The sequence below is a fragment of the Pseudomonas sp. XS1P51 genome (genome assembly GCF_054897845.1).
In genome coordinates this window covers 3744184-3766774 of sequence record NZ_CM142707.1, presented here as the reverse complement: position 1 = coordinate 3766774, position 22591 = coordinate 3744184, and the positions used below count along the sequence as shown (strand labels likewise).

The 22591-nt window shown below is 60.4% G+C and carries 17 protein-coding genes; 7 read left to right on the top strand and 10 right to left on the bottom strand.

What is annotated here, in order from left to right; genetic code table 11:
• Window positions 1–178: 178 nt before the first annotated feature.
• Together purL and ACYZUD_RS17465 are read left to right on the top strand one after the other, a co-directional pair.
• Entirely contained in the window at window positions 179–4075 is a 3897-nt protein-coding gene (purL, locus tag ACYZUD_RS17470; protein ID WP_462019425.1) for a phosphoribosylformylglycinamidine synthase, read from the top strand.
• Between the two features lie 5 nt (window positions 4076–4080).
• Window positions 4081–4392, top strand: a complete 312-nt coding sequence (locus ACYZUD_RS17465; RefSeq protein ID WP_461957359.1) for an NGG1p interacting factor NIF3 — start codon at window positions 4081–4083, stop codon at window positions 4390–4392.
• A 195-nt stretch (window positions 4393–4587) separates the two neighbouring features.
• Here the strand turns inward: ACYZUD_RS17465 and nagE are convergent, their stop codons facing one another.
• The 7 genes from nagE to ACYZUD_RS17430 all read right to left on the bottom strand — a co-directional run bounded on the left by nagE (window position 4588) and on the right by ACYZUD_RS17430 (window position 13337).
• Window positions 4588–6282 (bottom strand): N-acetylglucosamine-specific PTS transporter subunit IIBC, encoded by a 1695-nt coding sequence (gene nagE, locus ACYZUD_RS17460; RefSeq protein WP_462019424.1) that lies wholly within the window; start codon window positions 6280–6282, stop codon window positions 4588–4590.
• 41 nt (window positions 6283–6323) lie between these two features.
• Entirely contained in the window at window positions 6324–8840 is a 2517-nt protein-coding gene (ptsP, locus tag ACYZUD_RS17455) for a phosphoenolpyruvate--protein phosphotransferase (RefSeq protein ID WP_462019423.1), read from the bottom strand.
• A gap of 161 nt (window positions 8841–9001) precedes the next feature.
• Window positions 9002–10012 carry an SIS domain-containing protein gene (locus ACYZUD_RS17450; RefSeq protein ID WP_462025058.1) on the bottom strand — a complete coding sequence of 337 codons (1011 nt, stop codon included), beginning with the start codon at window positions 10010–10012 and terminating at the stop codon, window positions 9002–9004.
• On the bottom strand, window positions 10005–11111 hold the full coding sequence (gene nagA, locus ACYZUD_RS17445) for an N-acetylglucosamine-6-phosphate deacetylase (protein ID WP_462019422.1): 1107 nt from the start codon (window positions 11109–11111) through the stop codon (window positions 10005–10007). The genes ACYZUD_RS17450 and nagA overlap by 8 nt, the downstream gene beginning before the upstream one ends.
• Before the next feature lie 20 nt (window positions 11112–11131).
• Complete coding sequence (locus ACYZUD_RS17440) at window positions 11132–11863, bottom strand: GntR family transcriptional regulator (RefSeq protein ID WP_462019421.1); 732 nt, start codon at window positions 11861–11863, stop codon at window positions 11132–11134.
• Window positions 11864–12157: 294 nt separating this feature from the next.
• Window positions 12158–12661: a L,D-transpeptidase family protein gene (locus ACYZUD_RS17435; RefSeq protein ID WP_462019420.1), complete on the bottom strand. Its 504-nt coding sequence runs from the start codon at window positions 12659–12661 to the stop codon at window positions 12158–12160.
• Between the two features lie 124 nt (window positions 12662–12785).
• Window positions 12786–13337, bottom strand: a complete 552-nt coding sequence (locus ACYZUD_RS17430; RefSeq protein ID WP_461953360.1) for an NUDIX hydrolase — start codon at window positions 13335–13337, stop codon at window positions 12786–12788.
• 146 nt (window positions 13338–13483) lie between these two features.
• Between ACYZUD_RS17430 and ACYZUD_RS17425 the strand changes: the two genes are divergently transcribed.
• The 5 genes from ACYZUD_RS17425 (at window position 13484) to purT (ending at window position 16820) form a co-directional block, all read left to right on the top strand.
• Window positions 13484–14083 (top strand): CoA pyrophosphatase, encoded by a 600-nt coding sequence (locus tag ACYZUD_RS17425; protein ID WP_462019419.1) that lies wholly within the window; start codon window positions 13484–13486, stop codon window positions 14081–14083.
• A gap of 68 nt (window positions 14084–14151) precedes the next feature.
• Entirely contained in the window at window positions 14152–14676 is a 525-nt protein-coding gene (locus ACYZUD_RS17420; RefSeq protein ID WP_462019418.1) for a gamma carbonic anhydrase family protein, read from the top strand.
• Window positions 14673–14888 (top strand): DUF1289 domain-containing protein, encoded by a 216-nt coding sequence (locus ACYZUD_RS17415; protein WP_462019417.1) that lies wholly within the window; start codon window positions 14673–14675, stop codon window positions 14886–14888. The genes ACYZUD_RS17420 and ACYZUD_RS17415 overlap by 4 nt, the downstream gene beginning before the upstream one ends.
• A 183-nt stretch (window positions 14889–15071) precedes the next feature.
• Window positions 15072–15539 (top strand): preQ0 transporter, encoded by a 468-nt coding sequence (locus ACYZUD_RS17410; protein WP_462019416.1) that lies wholly within the window; start codon window positions 15072–15074, stop codon window positions 15537–15539.
• A 99-nt stretch (window positions 15540–15638) separates the two neighbouring features.
• Window positions 15639–16820: a formate-dependent phosphoribosylglycinamide formyltransferase gene (gene purT, locus ACYZUD_RS17405; RefSeq protein ID WP_111451373.1), complete on the top strand. Its 1182-nt coding sequence runs from the start codon at window positions 15639–15641 to the stop codon at window positions 16818–16820.
• A gap of 106 nt (window positions 16821–16926) precedes the next feature.
• Here purT and ACYZUD_RS17400 read toward each other — a convergent pair whose 3' ends face one another.
• The 3 genes from ACYZUD_RS17400 to ACYZUD_RS17390 all read right to left on the bottom strand — a co-directional run bounded on the left by ACYZUD_RS17400 (window position 16927) and on the right by ACYZUD_RS17390 (window position 22590).
• The gene (locus ACYZUD_RS17400) at window positions 16927–18243 is read right to left on the bottom strand and encodes an MFS transporter (protein WP_462019415.1); all 1317 of its coding nucleotides are present in this window, start codon (window positions 18241–18243) and stop codon (window positions 16927–16929) included.
• 206 nt (window positions 18244–18449) lie between these two features.
• A complete protein-coding gene (gene ltrA, locus ACYZUD_RS17395) occupies window positions 18450–20138 on the bottom strand; it encodes a group II intron reverse transcriptase/maturase (RefSeq protein WP_462019414.1) in 1689 nt (562 codons plus the stop codon).
• Between the two features lie 1207 nt (window positions 20139–21345).
• A complete protein-coding gene (locus ACYZUD_RS17390; RefSeq protein WP_462019413.1) occupies window positions 21346–22590 on the bottom strand; it encodes a transporter associated domain-containing protein in 1245 nt (414 codons plus the stop codon).
• Between the last annotated feature and the right edge of the window lies 1 nt (window position 22591).

The following is a 22591-nucleotide window of genomic DNA, read 5'->3' as shown; positions in this document are numbered from 1 at the left end:
GGGCTCAAGTGGCATTTTTTGACAGTAAAAATAACACCCGGCGGACCTCTGTTTAAGGCCCGAATACCCGGCCCGACGTCCGGGTGATGCCGCCCGTACCGTTTCGGGTGATGTCGCGGGCGGTTTAGGCTAGAATGCACGGCCTCAAAGCACACCCCTTCCCGAGGCTGTCCCGAAGATGTTGATCCTGCGCGGCGCTCCTGCCCTTTCTGCCTTTCGCCACAGCAAACTCCTTGAGCAACTGAGCCAGAAGGTCCCGGCTGTCAGTGGCTTGTATGCTGAATTCGCTCACTTCGCCGAAGTCACCGGCGTCCTGACCGGCGACGAACAGCAGGTGCTCGCGCGCCTTCTGAAGTACGGTCCCAGCGTTCCGGTTCAAGAACCGACCGGTCGCCTGTTCCTGGTGTTGCCGCGTTTCGGCACCATCTCGCCGTGGTCCAGTAAAGCGAGCGACATCGCCCGCAACTGCGGCCTGAGCAAGATCCAGCGTCTGGAGCGCGGCATCGCGTTCTACGTTGCCGGCCAGTTCAGCGACGCCGATGCGCAGCTGATCGCAGGCGCCTTGCACGACCGCATGACCCAGATCGTGCTCGGCAACCTTGAACAGGCCGCCGGCCTCTTCAGCCACGCTGAACCGAAGCCGCTGACCGCGATCGACGTGTTGGGTGGCGGCCGCGCCGCGCTGGAAAAAGCCAACACCGAGCTGGGCCTGGCCCTGGCCGAAGACGAGATCGACTACCTGGTCAACGCCTTCGTCGGCTTGAAGCGCAACCCGCACGACATCGAACTGATGATGTTCGCCCAGGCGAACTCCGAGCACTGCCGTCACAAGATCTTCAACGCCAGTTGGGACATCGACGGTCAGAGCCAGGAAAAAAGCCTGTTCGGCATGATCAAGAACACCTACCAGATGCACAGCGAAGGCGTTCTGTCGGCTTACAAGGACAACGCTTCGGTGATCGTCGGCAACGTCGCCGGCCGTTTCTTCCCGGACCCTGAAACCCGCCAGTACGGCGCGGTGCAGGAACCGGTGCACATCCTGATGAAAGTCGAGACCCACAACCACCCGACTGCGATTGCCCCGTTCCCGGGCGCGTCCACCGGTTCCGGTGGCGAGATTCGCGACGAAGGCGCTACCGGTCGCGGTGCCAAGCCAAAGGCTGGCCTCACCGGTTTCACCGTATCGAACTTGCAGATCCCCGGTTTCGAACAGCCATGGGAAGTGCCGTACGGCAAACCCGAGCGCATCGTCACCGCGCTGGACATCATGATCGAAGGCCCACTGGGTGGCGCCGCGTTCAACAACGAATTCGGTCGTCCGGCCCTGACCGGTTACTTCCGTACCTTCGAACAGTCGATCACCACCCCGCGTGGCGACGAAGTTCGCGGTTACCACAAGCCGATCATGCTGGCTGGCGGCATGGGTAACATCCGTGCCGAACACGTGCAGAAAGGCGAGATCACCGTTGGCTCCAAGCTGATCGTGCTCGGCGGCCCGGCGATGCTGATCGGCCTGGGCGGCGGCGCGGCTTCCTCCATGGCCACCGGCACCAGCTCGGCAGACCTGGACTTCGCTTCCGTGCAGCGCGAAAACCCTGAAATGGAACGTCGCTGCCAGGAAGTCATCGACCGTTGCTGGCAGTTGGGCGACAAAAACCCGATCAGCTTCATCCACGACGTCGGCGCGGGCGGTCTGTCCAACGCCTTCCCGGAACTGGTCAACGACGGCAACCGTGGCGGTCGCTTCGAACTGCGCAACATTCCAAACGACGAACCGGGCATGGCCCCGCACGAAATCTGGAGTAACGAATCCCAGGAACGCTACGTTCTGGCGGTTGGCCCTGCGGACTTCGAACGCTTCCAGGCGATCTGCGAACGTGAGCGTTGCCCGTTTGCCGTCGTCGGCGAAGCCACTGCCGAGCCGCAACTGACCGTCACCGACAGCCACTTCGGCAACAGCCCGGTGGACATGCCGCTGGAAGTGCTGCTGGGCAAAGCCCCGCGCATGCACCGTTCGGCCGTTCGCGAGAACGAACTGGGCGACGATTTCGATCCAAGCACGCTTGAGATTGCGGACTGCGTCGAGCGCGTTCTGCATCACCCGGCCGTGGCGAGCAAAAGCTTTCTGATCACCATCGGCGACCGCACCATCACCGGCCTCGTGGCCCGTGATCAGATGGTCGGCCCATGGCAGGTTCCGGTGGCCGACGTTGCCGTCACCGCCACCAGCTTCGACGTCTACACCGGTGAAGCCATGGCCATGGGCGAGCGCACTCCGCTGGCACTGCTGGACGCTCCGGCGTCGGGCCGCATGGCCATCGGCGAAACCCTGACCAACATCGCCGCTTCGCGCATCAACAAGATTTCCGACATCAAACTGTCGGCCAACTGGATGTCCGCTGCCGGTCACCCGGGTGAAGACGCGCGTCTGTACGACACCGTGAAAGCGGTCGGCATGGACCTGTGCCCTGACCTGGGCATCACCATTCCGGTGGGCAAGGACTCCATGTCCATGGCCACGCGCTGGAACGACGAAGGCGTCGACAAGACCGTGACGTCGCCGATGTCCCTGATCGTGACCGGTTTCGCGCCTGTGGCTGACATCCGTCAGACCCTGACGCCGGAACTGCGCATGGACAAGGGCACCACCGACCTGATCCTGATCGACCTGGGCCGTGGCCAGAACCGCATGGGCGCCTCGATCCTGGCCCAGGTTCACGGCAAGCTCGGCTCGCAAGCGCCGGACGTCGATGATGCCGAAGACCTCAAAGCCTTCTTCGCGGTGATCCAGGGCCTCAACGCCGACGGTCACCTGTTGGCTTATCACGACCGTTCCGACGGTGGTCTGCTGACCAGCGTGGTGGAAATGGCCTTTGCCGGTCACTGCGGTCTGAGCCTGAACCTCGACGGCCTGGCAGAAACGTCGGCCGACATCGCCGCAATCCTGTTCAACGAAGAACTGGGCGCCGTGATCCAGGTTCGTCAGGACGCCACCCCGGACATCCTCGCGCAGTTCAGCGCTGCCGGCCTGGGCGAGTGTGTGTCGGTGATCGGTCAGCCAATGAACAACGGCCAGATCAACATCACCTTCAACGGCGAAACCGTGTTCGAAGGTCAGCGTCGTCTGCTGCAACGTCAGTGGGCTGAAACCAGCTACCAGATCCAGCGTCTGCGTGATAACGCCGACTGCGCCGAGCAAGAGTTCGACGTGTTGCTGGAAGAAGACAACCCGGGCCTGAGCGTCAAGTTGAGCTACGACGTCAACCAGGACATCGCCGCGCCTTACATCAAGAAAGGCATTCGCCCACAGGTTGCCGTACTGCGTGAGCAGGGCGTCAACGGTCAGGTGGAAATGGCGGCCGCGTTCGACCGTGCCGGTTTCAACGCGATCGACGTGCACATGAGCGACATTCTGGCCGGCCGTGTCGACCTGAACGAGTTCAAAGGTCTGGTGGCGTGCGGTGGTTTCTCCTACGGCGACGTACTGGGTGCCGGTGAAGGCTGGGCCAAGTCCGCGCTGTTCAACAGCCGTGCTCGCGATGCGTTCCAGGGCTTCTTCGAACGCAACGACAGCTTCACCCTCGGCGTGTGCAACGGTTGCCAGATGATGTCCAACCTGCACGAGTTGATCCCGGGCAGCGAGTTCTGGCCGCACTTCGTGCGCAACCGTTCCGAGCAGTTCGAAGCCCGTGTGGCGATGGTTCAGGTCCAGGAGTCGAACTCGATCTTCCTGCAAGGCATGGCCGGTTCGCGCATGCCGATCGCCATCGCTCACGGTGAAGGTCATGCCGAGTTCGAAAGCGAAGAGGCGCTGCTGGAAGCCGATCTGTCGGGTTGCGTGGCGATGCGTTTCGTCGACAACCACGGCAAGGTCACCGAAAGCTACCCGGCCAACCCGAACGGCTCGCCGCGCGGGATCACCGGTTTGACCAGCCGCGACGGTCGCGTAACGATCATGATGCCGCACCCGGAACGTGTGTTCCGCGCCGTGCAGAACTCGTGGCGTTCGGAAGACTGGAACGAAGACGCGCCTTGGATGCGTATGTTCCGTAATGCGCGCGTCTGGGTGAACTGATAGCTGTGTATAAGCTCAGCTTTTTTGTTCCGGCCAGCCATGTCGAGGTGGTCAAGAGTGCTGTGTTCGCTGCCGGTGGCGGGCGGATCGGGGCTTATGATCACTGCGCCTGGCAGGTGTTGGGTCTGGGTCAGTTTCGTCCACTGGATGGCAGTCAGCCGTTCATTGGGGAAGCGGGGCAGGTCGAGCAGGTTGAGGAATGGAAGGTTGAGCTGGTAGTGGCGGATGAGTTGATCGTGGCTGTGGTGGCTGCGCTGAAGCTCAGTCATCCCTATGAGACACCGGCTTATGAAGTGTGGCGGTTGGAGGATTTCTGATCTTCTGGCTGCTGAAATGAGAAACCCGCTGAAGTGATTTCAGCGGGTTTTTTATTGCCAGAAAATCAATGAACACACACAAATCTTGTAGGAGCTGCCGAGTGAAACGAGGCTGCGATCTTTTGATCTTGAAAAATAAAAATCAAAAGATCGCAGCCTCGTTTCACTCGACAGCTCCTACAAAAAAGCGCGGGCTTAAACCTTCGCACTCACCTCGCTGCGATTGACCAACGCCTCCAGCGCATCACTCAAAGTCGATGCCTTGTCGCCAATCAGCAGGTGCCAAATCCCACCGTCCAACTGGCTCACTCCCTGACAACCCAGCGCTTTCAGATCAAACTCCGACAACGCCTTGCCATCCGCCAGTAACAGCCGAATCCGGGTCATGGCCACGCAATCCATTTGCAACACGTTCTCGCCACCGCCCAATGCCTTCAGCCATTGCTGTGCTTCCGGGGGCGCCACGGCGGCAGGTGTTGGCGCGTCGTCGGCGGCGGCAGGGGTGGACACCACCGCGCGACCCAAAGCAGGCATCGCCAACCGAATCTCGTCAGCAATGCTGTCCGCCATCGGCCCGACCACCACCTGCAAACTCCCGCCCTTGCCCGGACGCACCACCGCCATCGCTCCCAACGCTTTCAGCTCTGCATCCGAAGCCTTGTTGCGATCCACCATGTCCAGTCGCAACCGCGTGGTGCACGCGCCCACCGTGATCAAATTCTGCGCACCCCCCAGCGCCTTGATGTAAGCCCCGGCGCGCTCATTCTCGGCGACCACCACTTTGTCACCCGTCGGAACATCTTCACGCCCCGGTGTCTTGAGGTTGAACCGGCGAATACAGAAATCGAACACCACGTAGTAGATCACCGCATACGCCAGCCCCACCGGAACCACCAACCAGCCATTGGTGGATTTACCCCAGCCGAGAATCATGTCGATGAAGCCCCCGGAAAAAGTAAAACCGAGGTGAATGTTCAACAGGTTGGTGATCGCCATCGACAGACCCGTCAACAGCGCGTGCAGCAGAAACAGGAGCGGCGCGAGGAACATGAAAGCGAATTCGATCGGCTCAGTCACGCCGGTCAGAAACGAGGTCAGCGCCATCGACAGGAAGATCCCGCCCATGACTTTGCGTCGTTCCGGCAGGGCGTTGCGGTACATCGCCAGGCACGCAGCGGGCAAACCGAAGATCATCACCGGGAACATGCCGGTCATGAACTGGCCGCCCTTCGGGTCGCCGGCAAAGAAGCGCGACAGGTCACCCGTGATCACCGCACCAGTGGCAGGGTCGGTGAAGTTGCCGAAGACGAACCACGCCATGTTGTTGAGGATGTGGTGCAGGCCGGTGACGATCAACAGGCGGTTGAACACGCCGAAGACGAACGCACCGAAGCTGCCGCTCTCCATCATCAGCGCACCGAAGCCGTTGATGCCGTGCTGGATCGGTGGCCAGATCAAACCAAAGATCACGCCCAGGCCGACGGCGGCGAACCCGGTGACAATCGGCACGAAACGCCGGCCGCCGAAGAACGCCAGGTATTCCGGGAGCTTGATGTCCTTGAAGCGGTTGTACAGCGCGCCGGCCATCAAGCCACTGACGATCCCGGCGAGCATGCCCATGTTGATGCTCGCGTCGAGCACCTTGAGCGTGGAGATCATCACCAGATAGCCAATGACTCCGGCAAGGCCTGCCGTGCCGTTGTTGTCCTTGGCGAACCCGACCGCGATGCCGATGGCGAAGATCACCTGGCCGGCATCGTGGATGATCGCGATGTTCAGCAAATCGGTGTCGCCAAGACGCAGCAGTAACCCTGCAATCGGCAGGATCGCGATCGGCAGCATCAGCGCGCGGCCGAGGCGCTGCAGGCCTTCGATGAAGTATTGGTACATGGCGGATCTCCCTGGGTTCTTGTTTTTTTGTTGTCGTGAGCTCAGCTCAGAGGCCATTGCTGGTGACAGGCGTGACGCACCGCGCTGGCGCTGCTCAGCTTGAGCAGGTCCTGGCTGATGCGTCGGCATTCGCTGACGTCGAGGTGACGGACGCGGTCCTTGATTTCACCGATCTGCACCGGGCTGACCGACAACTCGCTGACGCCCAGACCGATCAATACCGGTGTGGCCAGCGGATCGGAGGCGAGTGCGCCGCAGACGCCGACCCAACGGTGATGCACCGCCGCACCGGCGCAGGTCTGGGCAATCAGCCGCAGAAGCGCCGGGTGCATTGCGTCGACCCGCGAGGCGAGACCGGCGTGGTCGCGGTCCATGGCCAGGGTGTACTGGGACAAATCGTTGGTGCCGATGGATAGGAAGTCCGCGTGTTCGGCCAGTTGCTCGGCCAGCAGCGCGGCGGCCGGGACTTCGATCATCACGCCCAGTTCGGGGCGTTGGGTCAGTTCCAGTTCGGTGCACAGGGCGTCGAGGCGCTGGCGGATGTGCAGCACTTCGTCGACCTCAGTGACCATCGGCAACAGGATCCGGCAACGCGACAGCGGGCAGACATGCAGCAGCGCTCGCAGTTGCTCGTCCAGCAGTTCCGGCCGTACCTGAGCCAGACGAATTCCGCGTAAACCGAGCACCGGATTGTTCTCAGCCGGCAGCGGCAGGTAGTCGAGTTGCTTGTCGCCGCCGACGTCAATGGTGCGGATGATCACCGACTTGTCGCCCATGGCGTCGAGCACCGATTGGTAAGCGAGGCGTTGTTCCTGTTCGTCCGGTGCCGTGTTGCGATCCACAAACAGGAACTCGGTGCGCAGCAGGCCGACGCCATCGGCACCATTGGCCAAGGCATTGGCCGCTTCGGCACTGGAGGCGACATTGGCCGCGACTTCAATGCGCAAGCCGTCGAGCGTCAGCGCCGGGTTATGCGCTTGCGCCTGTTGCTCGGTGCGACGTTGCTGATGATCACGTTGAGCCTGGTGCACTTCGGCCAGACGTTCGACAGAAGGCGCCAATTCGAGACGACCGCCGTCGGCATCCAGCACCACCGATTGGCCTTGTTCCTGGTCCAGCAATGTCGAACCCAGCGCGACCATGCACGGCAGGCCTTTGCCTCGCGCCAGAATCGCCACGTGGGATGTCGCACCGCCTTCGGCCATGCACAATCCGGCGACACCTTGCTGGCTCAGTTGCAGCAGGTCGGACGGCGTCAGTTCATGGGCGGCGACGATGGCGCCGGCCGGTACCTCGTAATGCCAGGCTTCGCCGAGCAAGGCGCGCAGCACACGTTGTTTGAGGTCGCGAAGATCGTTGGCGCGTTCGGCCAGCAATGCGCTGCCGAGTTGTTGGAGAACCTCGCACTGCGCGTCGATCGATTGGCTCCAGGCGTGAGTCGCGGCGATGCCCTGGTCGATGGACGTGTTCGCGGCGTCCAGCAACGCCGGGTCTTCCAGCAGTGCGAGGTGCGCAGCGAAGATCGCTTCTTCGTCGGTGTTCTTGTGTTTTCTGGCCTGGGCCAGGGTGTGGTCGATTTCGCTGCGCACGACGGTCAACGCCGTATCGAGGGCGTGCAGTTGCTGCTCGGGATCATGGCTGCCGGCGTCCACCGGCAGGCTGATCGCGTTCAAGCGAAACAACGGCCCGCCCACCAGGCCGGGAGCGGCGCAAACGCCGTGGAGCACTCCGGCTTCGGCGGCTCGATGGCGTTGGCCAATTGGCGCTGGGGCCGCGGCGTGGGGGGCTTCGGCCAAGGCTGTAGACAACGCAACCAACAGGGCTTGCAACGCGGCTTCGGCGTCCGGGCCCTGGCAGCTGACCTGAACCTCGTCCTGCTCGCCGACGGCCAGACCCATCAGGCCGATCAAGCTGTCGCAGGGCGCCGATTTTCCGGCGAAATGCAGCTGCGATTTGCTCTTGAAACCCTGCGCGGTCTGACGAATCAGCGCCGCCGGCCGGGCGTGCAAACCGCCGCGATGAGCGATGCGAATGTGACCGTAAATCTCTTCCCCCGAAAGCTCTGCTTCAGCCTGCGCACCCGGCGCGTGCCGACGAATGATGTGCAGCAAGGGTTCGCCGACCTTCACCGACTTCAGCGTAATGGGCCGCGCCTGGAAGTCTTGGCTGTTGGTCAGGATCATCAAACTGACGAGGCTTTTGCACTGCTGTGCAACCTTGTCCAGGTCATAGCGCAACAGCGGTTGGCCGTTGCTGACGCGAGCGCCTTCCTTGACCAGCATCGAGAAGCCTTCGCCCTGCAACTCGACCGTATCGAGGCCCAGGTGCAGCAGTAATTCGGCGCCGTTGTCGGCACGCAAGGTGACGGCGTGGCCGGTACGGGCGACGTGCACCACGACGCCGGCACAGGGGGCGTGGAGGGTGTCGTTCAGCGGATCGATGGCGATCCCGTCGCCCATGGCGCCGCTGGCGAACACCGGGTCCGGGACTTTGGCGAGCGTGAGCACCGGGCCGCTGAGCGGGGCGCTGAGGGTCAGCTCTTTATTGTTGTTATGCATGGCTCGGTCTCATCAATGAAAACTACGGTTCGGATCAATTCGCCCCCCTTGTAGGAGCTGTCGAGTGAAACGAGGCTGCGATCTTTTGATCCTGTCTTTGAAAAGCAAAGTCAAAAGATCGCAGCCTCGTTTCACTCGACAGCTCCTACAGGGGGATCCACTTAATGAGTGCGCGTTACTTTGCTCAAATGACGCGGTTGGTCCGGGTCCATGCCACGGGCGACGGACAGGCCGGCAGCCATCACGTAGAAACTCTGGATTGCCAGAATCGGGTCGAGGGCCGGGTGTTCGGCGCGGGTCAGGGTGAGGTCGCGTTTGGCAATGTCATCCGGCGCGGCCAGCAATACGCGGGCGCCGCGTTGACGCATGTCGGCAGCAAGGCTGAGCAAACCGGCCTGCTCGGCACCGCGCGGGGCGAAGACCAGCAGTGGATAATTTTCGTCGATCAATGCCATCGGACCGTGGCGGACTTCGGCGCTGCTGAACGCTTCAGCCTGGATCGCCGAGGTTTCCTTGAACTTCAGTGCCGCCTCCTGAGCGATGGCGAAACCTGCGCCACGGCCGATCACCATCAAACGCTGACAATCGCGCAGGGCATCGATGGCCAGGCTCCAGTCCTGTTTTGCCGCATCGCGCAAACCTTCCGGCAGGGCGTTGCCGGCTTCCAGCAATTCCACGTCGTCCTTCCAGTGCGCGATCAGGCGGGCGCTGGCGCTGAGGGTGGCGATAAAACTCTTGGTCGCGGCGACACTGCTTTCAGTGCCGGCGCACAGCGGCAGGCTGAATTCGCACGCCGCTTCCAATGGCGAACTCTCGGCGTTGACCATGGAAATGCTTAACGCGCCGCGTTTGCGCAGCAGGCGCAAGCTGTTCACCAAATCCGGACTTTGCCCCGATTGCGAGAAGGCAAACACTACTTGGCCGCTGACCTTCAACGGCGCCTGTTGCATGGTCACCACCGACATCGGCAACGACGCCACCGGAATACCCAGTTGCTGCATGGTCAGGTAGGCGAAGTAACTGGCGGCATGGTCGGAGCTGCCGCGAGCGACGGTCATCGCCACTTGCGGTGGCTGACGGCGCAGGCGCCCGGCGATCTCGATCATCTGCGGGTCGAGTTGCTGCAGTTGGGCTTGCACGGCCTCGAACGAGGACAGCGCCTCTTCAAGCATTTTTGAAGTCAATGTCTTCTCCTTCGACCATGACGGCGGTCAGTGTGAGCGAGCGATCCAGCCGCACGCAGTCGGCCCAGGCGCCGGGTTGCAGACGCCCGCGTTCGGGGATGCCGAGGTAGTCGGCGGGGAATTGCGAAAGACGTTGCGAGGCCTCGGCGATCGGCAAACCGATCTCCACCAGATTGCGCAGCGCCTGATCCATGGTCAGGGTGCTGCCGGCCAGGGTGCCGTCGGGCAAGCGCACCCCGCCCAGGCATTTGGTGACGGTGTGGCTGCCGAGTTTGTATTCACCGTCGGGCATACCGGCGGCGGCGGTCGAATCGGTGACGCAATACAGGCACGGGATCGAACGCAGGGCCACGCGCATGGCACCGGGATGCACGTGCAGCAAGTCCGGGATCAACTCGGCGTATGTGGCATGGGCCAGCGCGGCGCCGACGATGCCCGGTTCGCGATGATGCAGCGGGCTCATGGCGTTGTAGAGGTGAGTGAAGCTGGTCGCACCAGCCTCCAGCGCGGCCACGCCTTCCTCGTAACTGCCGAGTGTGTGGCCGATTTGCATGCGCACACCGCGACGGCTGAGGGCGCGGATCAACGCGTCGTGACCGGCGATTTCCGGGGCGATGGTGATCACCCGGATCGGCGCCAGCGCCAGATACGCTTCGACTTCGGCCATCAATGCGGTGTGGGCGAAATTCGGCTGGGCGCCGAGTTTGCCGGGGTTGATGTACGGGCCTTCGAGGTGTACGCCGAGGACGCGGGCGCTGCCTTTCGGCCGCTGCTCGCAGAATTCTCCAACGGCCTTGAGCACGCTGGAAATCTCTTCGCTCGGCGCAGTCATGGTGGTGGCCAGCAACGAGGTGGTGCCGAATCGCACATGGGTTCTGGTGACGGTTTCGAAGGCGGTTGCGCCCTCCATGATGTCTTTGCCGCCGCCGCCGTGAACGTGCAGGTCGATAAATCCCGGCAGCAGGTAAGGCAAGTCGTTGCTCGCCGGATCGCAGGGCTGGCCTTCGATGGACACGACCTTGCCGTGTTCATGAATCAGCCGGCCGCGAACCCAGCCGTGGGCGGTGAGGATGTTGTCTTCGGACATGACGGTTCTCGGTTCTTTAGCTAGCGGCGAAGCTCGGCGACGAAGTCGTAGTAGTCATTGCGGCAATAGGTGTCGGTGACTTCGATTGGCGTGTTGTCTTCCAGGTAGCCGACCCGGGTCATCAGCAGCATGGCGGTGCCGGGGGCGATGCCCACCAGTGCGGCGAATTCGTCCGAGGCGTTGATCGCCTGAATGTGCTGCAACGCGCGGACGACCGGTTTGCCGATGCCGTCGAGGTATTCGTAGAGGGAGTCGCCCACGGCTTGCGGTTTGGGAATGATCGAGGCGGGCAGGGTGCTCATCTCGATGGCCATCACTGTGTCGTCGGCCTTGCGCAGGCGTTTGAGCCGCGCGACCTTGTCATTTGGTGAGAGGCCGAGGCGGATCAGTTCTTCGTGGGTCGGCGGGGTGATTTCTCGCTCCAGCCATTGGGAGCCGGGGACAAAGCCTTTCAGTCGCAGCATTTCGCTGAAACCCGAGAGGCGCGACAGCGGTTGTTCCAGGCGCGGGGTAATGAACGTGCCGGAACCTTGATTACGACGGATCAGGCCTTGATCGAACAGCACTTCCAACGCCTTGCGCGCAGTGACGCGGGAGATGCCCAGCATTTCGCTGAGGCTGCGTTCCGACGGCATGGCCTGTTCGGCTTTCCACTGGCCGGCATGGATCGCCGCTTCCAGATTGCGCGCCAGTTGCAGGTACAACGGCGTGGGCTGGGTGTCGTCTGGGCGCAGGGCCTGTAGGTCATTCATGTAGGTTTCGTCCGGTGCGGATGTAGGATTGTTGTCGCACGGTTGTAGGGCGAAATCTAATACCACTTAAATACCATGTCAATGTCAGTACTTTACTGTGGGCTTGAGAAAGCCTGCCTTGTTGGGCGGTGTAAATAAGGTTTGGTTTGAAGTGGTATTAGTGGTGGGAAGAGTGAAAGCAAAAGATCGCAGCCTGCGGCAGCTCCTACGGGGGGAGTGGTATCAACCCTGTAGGAGCTGCCGCAGGCTGCGATCTTTTGATTTTATTTTTCGATGGGCGACCGAAGGTCGTCGTTACGGGCGGATTTCGATCATCGTGCCGTCCGGCACCAACCCCCAAACCTCGCGCATGTCCATGTTGCGCATGGCAATGCAGCCGTCGGTCCAGTCCAGTGTATGGAACAGGTCTTCGGGGTTTTCTTCAGTGTCCGGGGTGCCGTGGATCATGATCATGCCGCCGGGTTCGACGCCTTCACGCCGAGCACGGGCGGAGTCGCTGATGTTCGGATAGGAAATGTGCATCGACAGGTTGAAACGGTCGCTGGTCTTGCGCCAGTCAATCCAATAGAAACCTTCTGGCGTGCGTTTGTCGCCTTCCATCAGCTTCGGCCCCTTGGGGCGTTTGCCCAGGGATATGCGATAGGTCTTGATCGGCTTGCCGTCATTGATCAATTGCAATTGATGGGCGGACTTGAGAACCAGAACTTTTTCGATGACTTTGCCGTCCAGTGTTTCCGCAATGGAAGCCTGGGAGACAGCGACGAACGACAAGCAAAACAGGGCAAGCAACCAGCGCATTGAAACGATATCCCTAGAGGTGTCGCGGCTATTTATTAGTTATAGGTGTTTTTGTCGGAGCTGCCGCAGGTTCGGGCCGCGTTCGGACGATCTTTCAGCGGCTTGCAGAGGTTCCGAATTTAAATCAGGTAATGGCAGGCTGAGCAAGCGGCGGTATCGACTCGGACCGCACGGGGTAGACCTCGGTCCGCCGGTCAGCGAAGAAGCATTCTAAGGTACGGCCCACTGTGCGGAAAGCGAGGTCGGACCACGGGATGTCGGCTTCGTCGAAAAGCGCCACTTCCAGGCTCTCGGGACCGGCGGAAAAATCCAGGTCGGCCAGTTCGGCACGGAAGAACACATGCACCTGGCTGATGTGCGGCACGTCGATCAGCGTATAGATGCTCAGGTTGCGCACGCGGGCGCAGGCTTCTTCGGCTGTCTCGCGAATCGCCGCCTGCTCGATGGTTTCACCGTTTTCCATGAAACCGGCGGGCAGGGTCCAGTAACCGAGCCGAGGCTCGATGGCGCGACGACACAGCAACACTTTGGAGCCCCAGGTCGCCACGCATCCGGCGACGATATTGGGGTTCTGGTAATGAATGGCGTGACAGCTATCGCAGACGAAACGCAGGCGTGAATCGCCTTCGGGAATGCGCTGGGTCACCGGGTTGCCGCACTGACTGCAAAATTTCATGCTTGGGTTCCTGAATGCTGCGCCTATCTTGGCGTGCGGCGGTGTCTGTCGGCAAGTTGTCGTTTAGCGACATGCAGCGGTTATGGGGTTGGGCGGTCGGTTCGATTGGTGCATGATGCAAGGTAGCCAACAGATCGAGAAGACTCATGCTGGACGAGCTATTGCACCGGGTTAGCAACCACACACCGCGTACGCTGGAAACTGACAAGCGTTTCCCCGAGGCCGCGGTGCTGGTGCCCATCACTCGCAGTGATGAACCGGAACTGGTTCTGACCCTGCGCGCCAGCGGGCTCTCGACCCATGGCGGCGAAGTCGCCTTCCCCGGCGGACGACGTGATCCTGAAGACCCTGACCTGATTTTCACGGCCCTGCGTGAAGCCGAAGAAGAAATCGGTTTGCCACCGGGGCTGGTCGAAGTGATCGGCCCGCTAAGTCCGCTGATTTCCCTGCACGGCATCAAGGTCACACCTTATGTCGGCGTGATTCCGGATTTCGTCGAGTACCAGGCCAACGATGCCGAGATTGCCGCGGTGTTCAGCGTACCGCTGGAGTTCTTCCGCAAGGACCCGCGCGAACACACCCACCGCATCGACTATCAGGGTCGTAGTTGGTATGTGCCGAGCTATCGTTATGGCGAGTACAAGATCTGGGGCCTGACGGCGATCATGATCGTCGAGTTGATCAACCTGCTCTATGACGCCAAAATCAGCCTGCATCAACCGCCCAAGAGTTTTATCAACACCTGAAGCCATCGTTCGTATGGTCTGAACCCTGCTATTTGCAAGTGAGCCAGCCTGGCCTTGAGGACAATAAGATGAAATATCGCCTGGGCGACGCCCGTGTCGACACCCACCCGCAGAGCTGGGTCGCACCCAACGCCGTGCTGGTGGGCAAGGTCAAACTGGAAGAGGGCGCCAACGTCTGGTTCAACGCCGTGCTGCGTGGCGACAACGAATTGATCCTGATCGGCAAGAACAGCAACGTCCAGGACGGCACCGTGATGCACACCGACATGGGCTACCCACTGACCATCGGCACCGGTGTGACCATCGGCCACAACGCCATGCTCCATGGCTGCACCGTGGGTGATTACAGTCTGATCGGCATTAATGCGGTGATTCTCAACGGCGCGAAAATCGGCAAGAACTGCATTATCGGCGCCAACTCGCTGATCGGCGAGGGCAAGGAAATTCCGGACGGTTCGCTGGTGATGGGGTCGCCCGGTAAAGTGGTGCGCGAGCTGACCGAGCCGCAGAAAAAGATGCTGGAGGCCAGCGCCGCCCACTATGTGCATAACGCTCAGCGTTATGCCCGCGATCTGGTCGAGCAGGAAGAATGAGCACCCCCGAACGACCGGTTCCTTCGCCGTGCGTGAGCATTTGCGCGCTGGATGAGGATGATATTTGCACCGGCTGTCAGCGCACGGTGGAAGAGATCACGCGCTGGAGCCGGATGGAAAACGCGGAGCGGCGCAAGGTGTTGGGGTTGTGTCATGAGCGGGCCAAGTCCAGTGGCATTCTCTGGATGCTGGGCAAAACGCCCGGTCAGTAACCGAAGATCAATAGATCGCAGCCTGCGGCAGCTCCTACAGATTAGGTTTTCGCCACGATTTCGCGGATGAATGCTATCCCGTGTAGGAGCTGCCGCAGGCTGCGATCTTTTGATTTAAGCCTTTGGCGGCTTCGCACGGCTGAAGTACTCTGTGCGCCAAATTGACAGGTATCCCTGCGCCCCATGTTCTTCCTGATCGCTTACATCAGCAGCGTCGTGCTGATCAACTACGCCTTTTCCACCGCTCCGCACCTGGACATCATCTGGTCGGCCTGGGGCGGGTTGGTGTTTGTTTTGCGCGACATGGTGCAAACCCGTTTCGGCCACGGCGCCATCGCGGCGATGCTGGCGGCGCTGGTGCTGTCTTATGTCACCTCCGATCCCTCCATCGCGTTGGCCAGCGCCACGGCGTTCGCCGTGTCGGAGTGCATTGACTGGCTGGTGTTCAGCATCACCAAGCGCCCGTTGCACGACCGCCTGTGGATAAGTTCGGCCCTGAGCATTCCCCTCGATACGTTCATCTTTTTCGGCATGATCGATGCGTTTACCCCGGCCGTGATCCTCACCGCCATGGGCTCGAAGTTCGCTGGCGTGACGGCCGTATGGCTGATCATGGCCTGGCGCCTGCGCAAACAGGCCGTCGTCAGCTGAAGCCAAACCCTCAGGTTCATGTAAAATGCCGCGCTTTCTCCCCATGGGACGCGAGCCTGCTGCCGCGACCCTCGATGATCCGCTTCTTGAGGACCTGAGATGACCCGTATCGGAACTCCATTGTCGCCAACCGCGACCCGCGTATTGCTGTGTGGCTGTGGTGAGTTGGGCAAGGAAGTGGTGATCGAGCTGCAACGCCTGGGCGTTGAAGTGATTGCCGTGGATCGCTACGCCAATGCACCGGCCATGCAAGTCGCCCATCGCAGCCACGTGATCAACATGCTCGACGGCGCCGCCCTGCGTGCCGTGATCGAAGCCGAGAAGCCGCACTTCATCGTGCCGGAAATCGAAGCCATCGCCACCGCCACCCTGGTCGAACTGGAAGCCGAGGGCTTCACCGTGATCCCGACCGCTCGGGCCGCGCAGTTGACCATGAACCGCGAAGGCATCCGTCGCCTGGCCGCCGAAGAGCTGGACCTGCCGACCTCGCCGTACCACTTTGCCGACACCTTCGAGGATTACAGCAAGGCTGTCGAAGACCTCGGTTTCCCGTGCGTGGTCAAGCCGGTCATGAGTTCCTCGGGCAAAGGTCAGAGCCTGCTGCGCAGCGCCGATGACGTGAAGACAGCCTGGGATTACGCCCAAGAAGGCGGCCGTGCCGGTAAAGGTCGCGTGATCATCGAAGGCTTCATCGATTTCGACTACGAAATCACCCTGCTGACCGTGCGTCACGTTGGCGGCACTACGTTCTGTGCGCCAGTCGGTCACCGTCAGGAGAAGGGCGACTACCAGGAATCCTGGCAGCCTCAGGCCATGAGCCCGATTGCCCTGGCGGAATCCGAACGCGTGGCCAAAGCGGTCACCGAAGCGTTGGGCGGTCGTGGTCTGTTTGGCGTCGAGCTGTTCATCAAAGGTGATCAGGTGTGGTTCAGCGAAGTGTCGCCGCGTCCGCATGACACCGGCCTGGTGACCCTGATTTCTCAGGATCTGTCGCAGTTCGCCCTGCACGCACGCGCCATTCTGGGCCTGCCGATTCCGTTGATCCGTCAGTTCGGGCCATCGGCTTCGGCGGTGATTCTGGTGGAAGGCCAGTCGACTCAGACGGCGTTCGCCAACCTTGGCGCTGCATTGAGCGAACCGGATACGGCGTTGCGCCTGTTCGGCAAGCCAGAGGTCAATGGTCAGCGCCGGATGGGGGTGGCGTTGGCGCGGGATGAGTCGATTGAAGCGGCTCGTGCTAAAGCGACCCGCGCTTCTCAGGCTGTCGTGGTCGAGCTGTAAACCGAGGCGCGGCTATCGCGAGCAGGCTCGCTCCCACCTTGAACCGTATTCTTTCTGACAGAACGCGGTCCCCTGTGGGAGCGAGCCTGCTCGCGATGCTCTTGCTTTAAGCCACCCGGTTCAAATCGTTATTACGCGTCTCCTTCAGGCACAGCACAGCAATCAAGCTCAGCACCGCCGCTCCCGATACATACCCGCCGACATAACTCAAACCACCCATCGCCACCAGCTTCTGCGCGAAGAACGGCGCCGCCGAGGCTCCGACGATGCCGCCCAGGTTGTAGGCTGCCGATGCACCGGTATACCGCACGTGTGTCGGAAACAGCTCCGGCAGCAACGCACCCATCGGCGCAAACGTCACGCCCATCAGAAACAATTCGATGCACAGGAACAGCGCCACGCCCCAGGTCGAACCTTGGGTCAGCAGCGGCTCCATCAGGAATCCGGACAGAATCGCCAGCACGCCACCGATGATCAGCACCGGTTTGCGCCCGAAACGGTCACTGGCCCACGCCGACAACGGCGTAGCGGCGGCCATGAACAGTACGGCGAAGCACAGCAGTGCGAGGAAGGTTTCGCGGGTGTAGCCGAGCGTCGACACGCCATAACTCAGCGAAAACACCGTCGAGATATAGAACAGCGCGTAGCACACCACCATCGACCCGGCGCCCAACAGCGTTGGCGCCCAGTACTGGCTGAACAGCTCGACCAGTGGGACCTTCACCCGTTCCTGACGCGCCATGGCATTGGCGAACACCGGGGTTTCGTGGAGTTTGAGGCGCACGTACAGGCCGACCATCACCAGGGCTGCGCTGAGCAGGAACGGAATCCGCCAACCCCATGAGCGGAACTGTTCGTCGTTCAGCGTCATGGCCAGGGTCAGGAACAGACCGTTGGCGGCCAGAAACCCGATCGAAGGGCCAAGCTGCGGGAACATGCCGAACCAGGCGCGTTTGCCTTTGGGCGCATTCTCCGTCGCCAGCAGCGCTGCGCCACCCCATTCCCCGCCCAGCCCCAGGCCTTGGCCGAAGCGCAACACGCAAAGCAGGATCGGCGCCCAGGCCCCGATGCTGTCGTAACCCGGCAGCACGCCGATCAGGGTGGTGCACACGCCCATCAGCAGCAGCGAAGCCACCAGTGTCGATTTGCGCCCGATGCGGTCACCAAAGTGGCCGAACAGTGCCGAGCCCAGCGGTCGAGCGAGGAACGCAATACCGAAGGTGAGGAATGCCGAAAGCATCTGGGCGGTGCCGGAGGTCTGCGGAAAGAACACCGGACCGATCACCAGCGCAGCCGCAGTGGCATAGACGTAAAAGTCGTAGAACTCGATGGCGGTGCCGATGAAGCTCGCGGTGGCCACACGGGTGGCGGAGTTCGTCGGTTGTGCAGGCGTGGTTTCGGTAAACGTTGTGCTGGTCGTCATGCGGTTATCCCTGACAGTCATGTGCCCCAGTGGAGCGAATTATTATGGTCGAACACCCAGGGATGTGGGTTTCACGCAGAGTGCGGGTAGCACGGGGGTATGGCGGGGCTTGGGTAGTTGGGTAGCCCCATTCCATTGCTGGAATGAGGCCCCCCAAGAACCGTACGTGCGCCTTTCAGCGCATACGGCTCAAGTCTTGCAAAACCTCAATTAGAGGCCGGTTTGTTCACTGTCAAACCCAGCGCGTGGAGCCGCTGGTGACAAACAGGGTGCAATAGTACCCGATTGCCCAAAGAGTCGTCACCACCCTGAATGCGGTAGATGACGTGATGGTCGTGCCATCCAGTCTCTTTGGTTATCGATTGCCCACATAACGCACACTTTCCATTCTGGCTTCGGAACAAGCTGACAATCTGCTTCCGGTACTTCATCTTTTTCAGCATCCGGTCCATACGCAGTTTCTCGCTCATCCCCTCCATCGCAGGATCGAAGGGGTTGTATCCTCCGCTGACTTTTCGGTGTCGCTCAATGGGGGTCTCGGCTAACGAGTACAGCTTTAGGGTCACACGTTCTCCCTTTCCGTTTATCACCGACTCGGCGAATACCCAACATTTCTGCTCCTGTGCGGGAAAGTACTTCTCCTTTATCCAGACCGCATTCTTGTTGGGGTGTCGCCGTTTAGCCCAGCGCCAAAGCGCATAGTTAATCAAATGGTCCATGCGGCTGTACGTCTGCTTGGCGACCACTGGCTGGTGGTAGATCGCCCAACCTCGGAGTACGGGGTTCAGCAGTCGGATCAAGTCTTCCTGCCTAGCCGTTTTATTGGTACTGATGACTTCCTTTACCTTGCGATAGAACGCTTGCACGTTTTTCTTGCTCGGTTTGATCAGGAGCTTCCCTTTGTACTTGCGGAAATTCCATCCCAAAAAGTCGAAGCCTTCATCCATGTGGACGACATGGGTTTTCTCCGGTGAAAGCTGCAGTCCCCGTATTGAAAGGAACTGCTCCACCCAAGGTTTGATCTCGTTTTCCAGTATCTCTTTCGAGCTACCAGTGATCACAAAATCATCCGCATATCGCACCACATTGATCTTCAGCTTCTTGGCCCTTGTCACGCCCAGATGTTGCTTGAGCTGTGTTTCCAGACCATCCAGCACCATGTTTGCCAAGGTGGGCGAGATAATCCCGCCCTGCGGCGTACCGGCATTCGTTGCCTGTAGCTGGCCTTTGTGAATCACACCAGCTTTCAACCACTTCCGAAGGATCGTTTTGTCCGTAGGGACGTTGGCGATCAGCCAGTCGTGGTTGATATGGTCGAAGCAACCTTTGATGTCCGCCTCCAGTACCCATTGGGCCGAAACCTTTTGAGAAAGAGAGATGAACAGCTGCCCCATCGCATCCGCCGTCGAACGTTCAATCCTGAAGCCGTAGCTGTTCGGATCACCGGTGGTTTCTGCAATGGGCGCCAGCGCCAGCAGGTATAAAGCCTGCATGGCCCTATCAGTCATAGTCGGAATGCCCAAAGGACGTTCTTTCCCATTCGACTTCGGAATGAACACACGCCGTAAAGGCCGTGGTTGATATCCGTGGCGCTTCAACCCGTTTGCCGCTTTCCATTTCGCGTCGGGTGTATCCCAGAGCACGCGGTCGACTCCCGCCGTGCGCTTACCCTGGTTTTCAGTGACTCGCCGTACGGCCAAATACCTGGCCGTTCGAGAGTGGGTCAGCATCCGTTGCAAGGCTTTCACCCTGCGCCATTGGCCTTCCCGACAAGCCTTCGCAATCCGTACCTGCATTGCCCGAACATTCCGCTGAACACGACGCCAATCGATGTCGTGCCACTGCTGCGGAACGCCGGAGGGCGCAGACACGGCCTTTAGGCTGTGTTCTATCATGCTGCCTTCCTCTCAAGTTTCCCCGGACAGAAGACGTACGCATCCCCTGACGGGGATGGACGTTCCCGTCAGGGTTGGATTAATTGGAGACCACTGTTGCTGGCCTCTAAGATCATTGAGACAGGTTCAGTCAGAGTTCATGCGACGAAAGACCACGCAGAAGTCTGCCCGGTTTCCCGTGGAGTAATGTCTCAACCCCTATCCGAACCATTACAGCCCGGCGTTCGCTTTCTCTGCGATCCCATACCCGCACAGCCAACAGATCCCCTTGCGGTTCACCTGCCCGAAGGCAGCCATACGGGCTTACCACGTTCCCTGCCTGTCACACGACTGGGTTAGGGTCTGCCTTTCCACCGGTGGTCATACGGCGACGTATCTCTATCCGCTACAGCGATATCCGACCACATACCTTTTGGTTCGAGCCTGTCAGCAGTTTGGGCTCGTCAATCGTTACGGTGTTTATCAGCAGTTCACATGGGTTACCCATGCCAGCCAGCCTAGCGCCTCAACCCGGTACTGCTCCGAGCATCTGCGTCCTGCCTCGCGGCGAGGTCGCACCCGTTAGGGGGCACATTGTCAGAAAAACTTCACACCCCACCGTTACCAGTGACGCATGTCTTCGTAGGCTATCGTTGGTCGCACAACGAGTCCGCTGCCACCTTGCAGGCAAGGCAGATGGACAATGACAAACAGAGCTTGCGCTCATGTCTCCGAGAAATGACGAAAATGACAAAAGCAGGAACTGCCTAGTTAGGCGGCATGCTTGAAAGAAGTATTGCCTCTTATTTCTGAGGCAGGAGATAACCCCTACGGGGATTATTTCCCGCAGGGTTGTGCCCTGAGATAGGGCTGAGATGAGTGAGCACTCTCGAACCGGAAACTCCGGTTCTTAGGTCGATATATAGAGTGCGAATCGACCTGGCATTGCCATCCGCCGTAGCGGCAAGTCCTTGAAGGCATAGGACTTTGGAAAGGATTTTGGTTCTCAGGATTGGGTGCCTGAGCTTCGGTTCTACTGAGAAAGAACCCTTCAAGATGACCTTACACCTCGAAGTCGGAGACACGATCTACGTGTCGTACAGCGGATTCGATTATAGGAAGGAGGCTAACGATTCAACAAGGGCAAAAAGATCGCAGCCTTCGGCAGCTCCTACATTTGGAATGCGTTCTCCTGTAGGAGCTGCCGAAGACTGCGATCTTTTTGGATTTAGCGGATGGGCAAAACGGCCGGCGTCGAGCTGGTATGCCAGATCAGCACGCGAGTAACGCGATTGTCTTCCGTCTCCAGAATCTCCAGCCGATATCGGCCGATCTTCAGGCACACCGCGCGCTCGGGAATCGTTTCCAGCGCTTCGGTGACCAACCCGTTGAGGGTTTTCGGGCCGTCACTGGGCAAGTGCCAGCCCAGGCTCTTATTCAGGTCGCGTATCGAAGCGGCGCCATCAATCACCAGTCGACCATCGGCCTGCGGATGGATGTGCGGGTTATCCAGGCTGTGCTGGCTTTCGAATTCGCCGACGATTTCTTCAAGAATGTCTTCCAGGGTCACGATGCCAAGCACTTCGCCGTACTCGTCGACCACCATGCCCAGGCGCCGTTGCTGCTTGTGGAAGTTCAGCAGTTGAAGCTGCAACGGCGTGCTTTCCGGCACGAAGTAAGGGTCGTGACTGGCCGCCAGCAGGGCGTCCAGGGTCAGGCTGCCATCGGGTAGCAAGTGGCGGATCTGTCGGGTATTGAGCACCGCTTCGACCTGGTTGATATCACTGTGGAACACCGGCAGGCGGGTGCGCTTGTTGTTGCGCAGTTGTTCGATGATGTCTGAGAGCGGGTCGTCGAGGTTGATCCCGTCGACGTCACTGCGGGGCACCAGAATGTCGTTGACCGTGATGTTGTCCAGCGCGTGGATACCCGATAGCGGGTGCGGCCGGCAAACGGTATGTTCGTGATCGTCGAGTCTATCGTTCGGCGCCTCGTCTTCGCTCTGTTGCACCACTTTGGCTTTGCGGGCGAACGGTCGCATCAGCAACTGGCTGATGCCATTGAGCAGCCAGGCGGCCGGGTAGATGATTTTCAGTGGTGCGCGAAGCAACGTGTTGCCCAGGGCCAGGACCGCGTCCGGGTAGCGAACGGCGAGGGTGCGCGGCAGGTAGTCGGCGAACACCAGCAAAACGGCGCCAGCCCCCAGGCAGGCAATCCATGGACCGTTCTCGGCCCAGGTGAAAATCGCCAGCAAAGTGCTGATCACCACGACCAGGGCACGGCATAGGGTATTGCAGAGGATCAGGCTATTGAGCGGGAAACTCAGTTTCGCCACTGGTTTGTCGCTGGAACGTGAGGCGGTGCGCTGGGCCAGCAAGTGCTGTTGCGCAACTTCGATGGCGGTAAACAGCCCCGACCATAAAATCAGCAGGGCCACTACTGCGAGCATCGGCCCTATGGGCAAGTCGTCCATT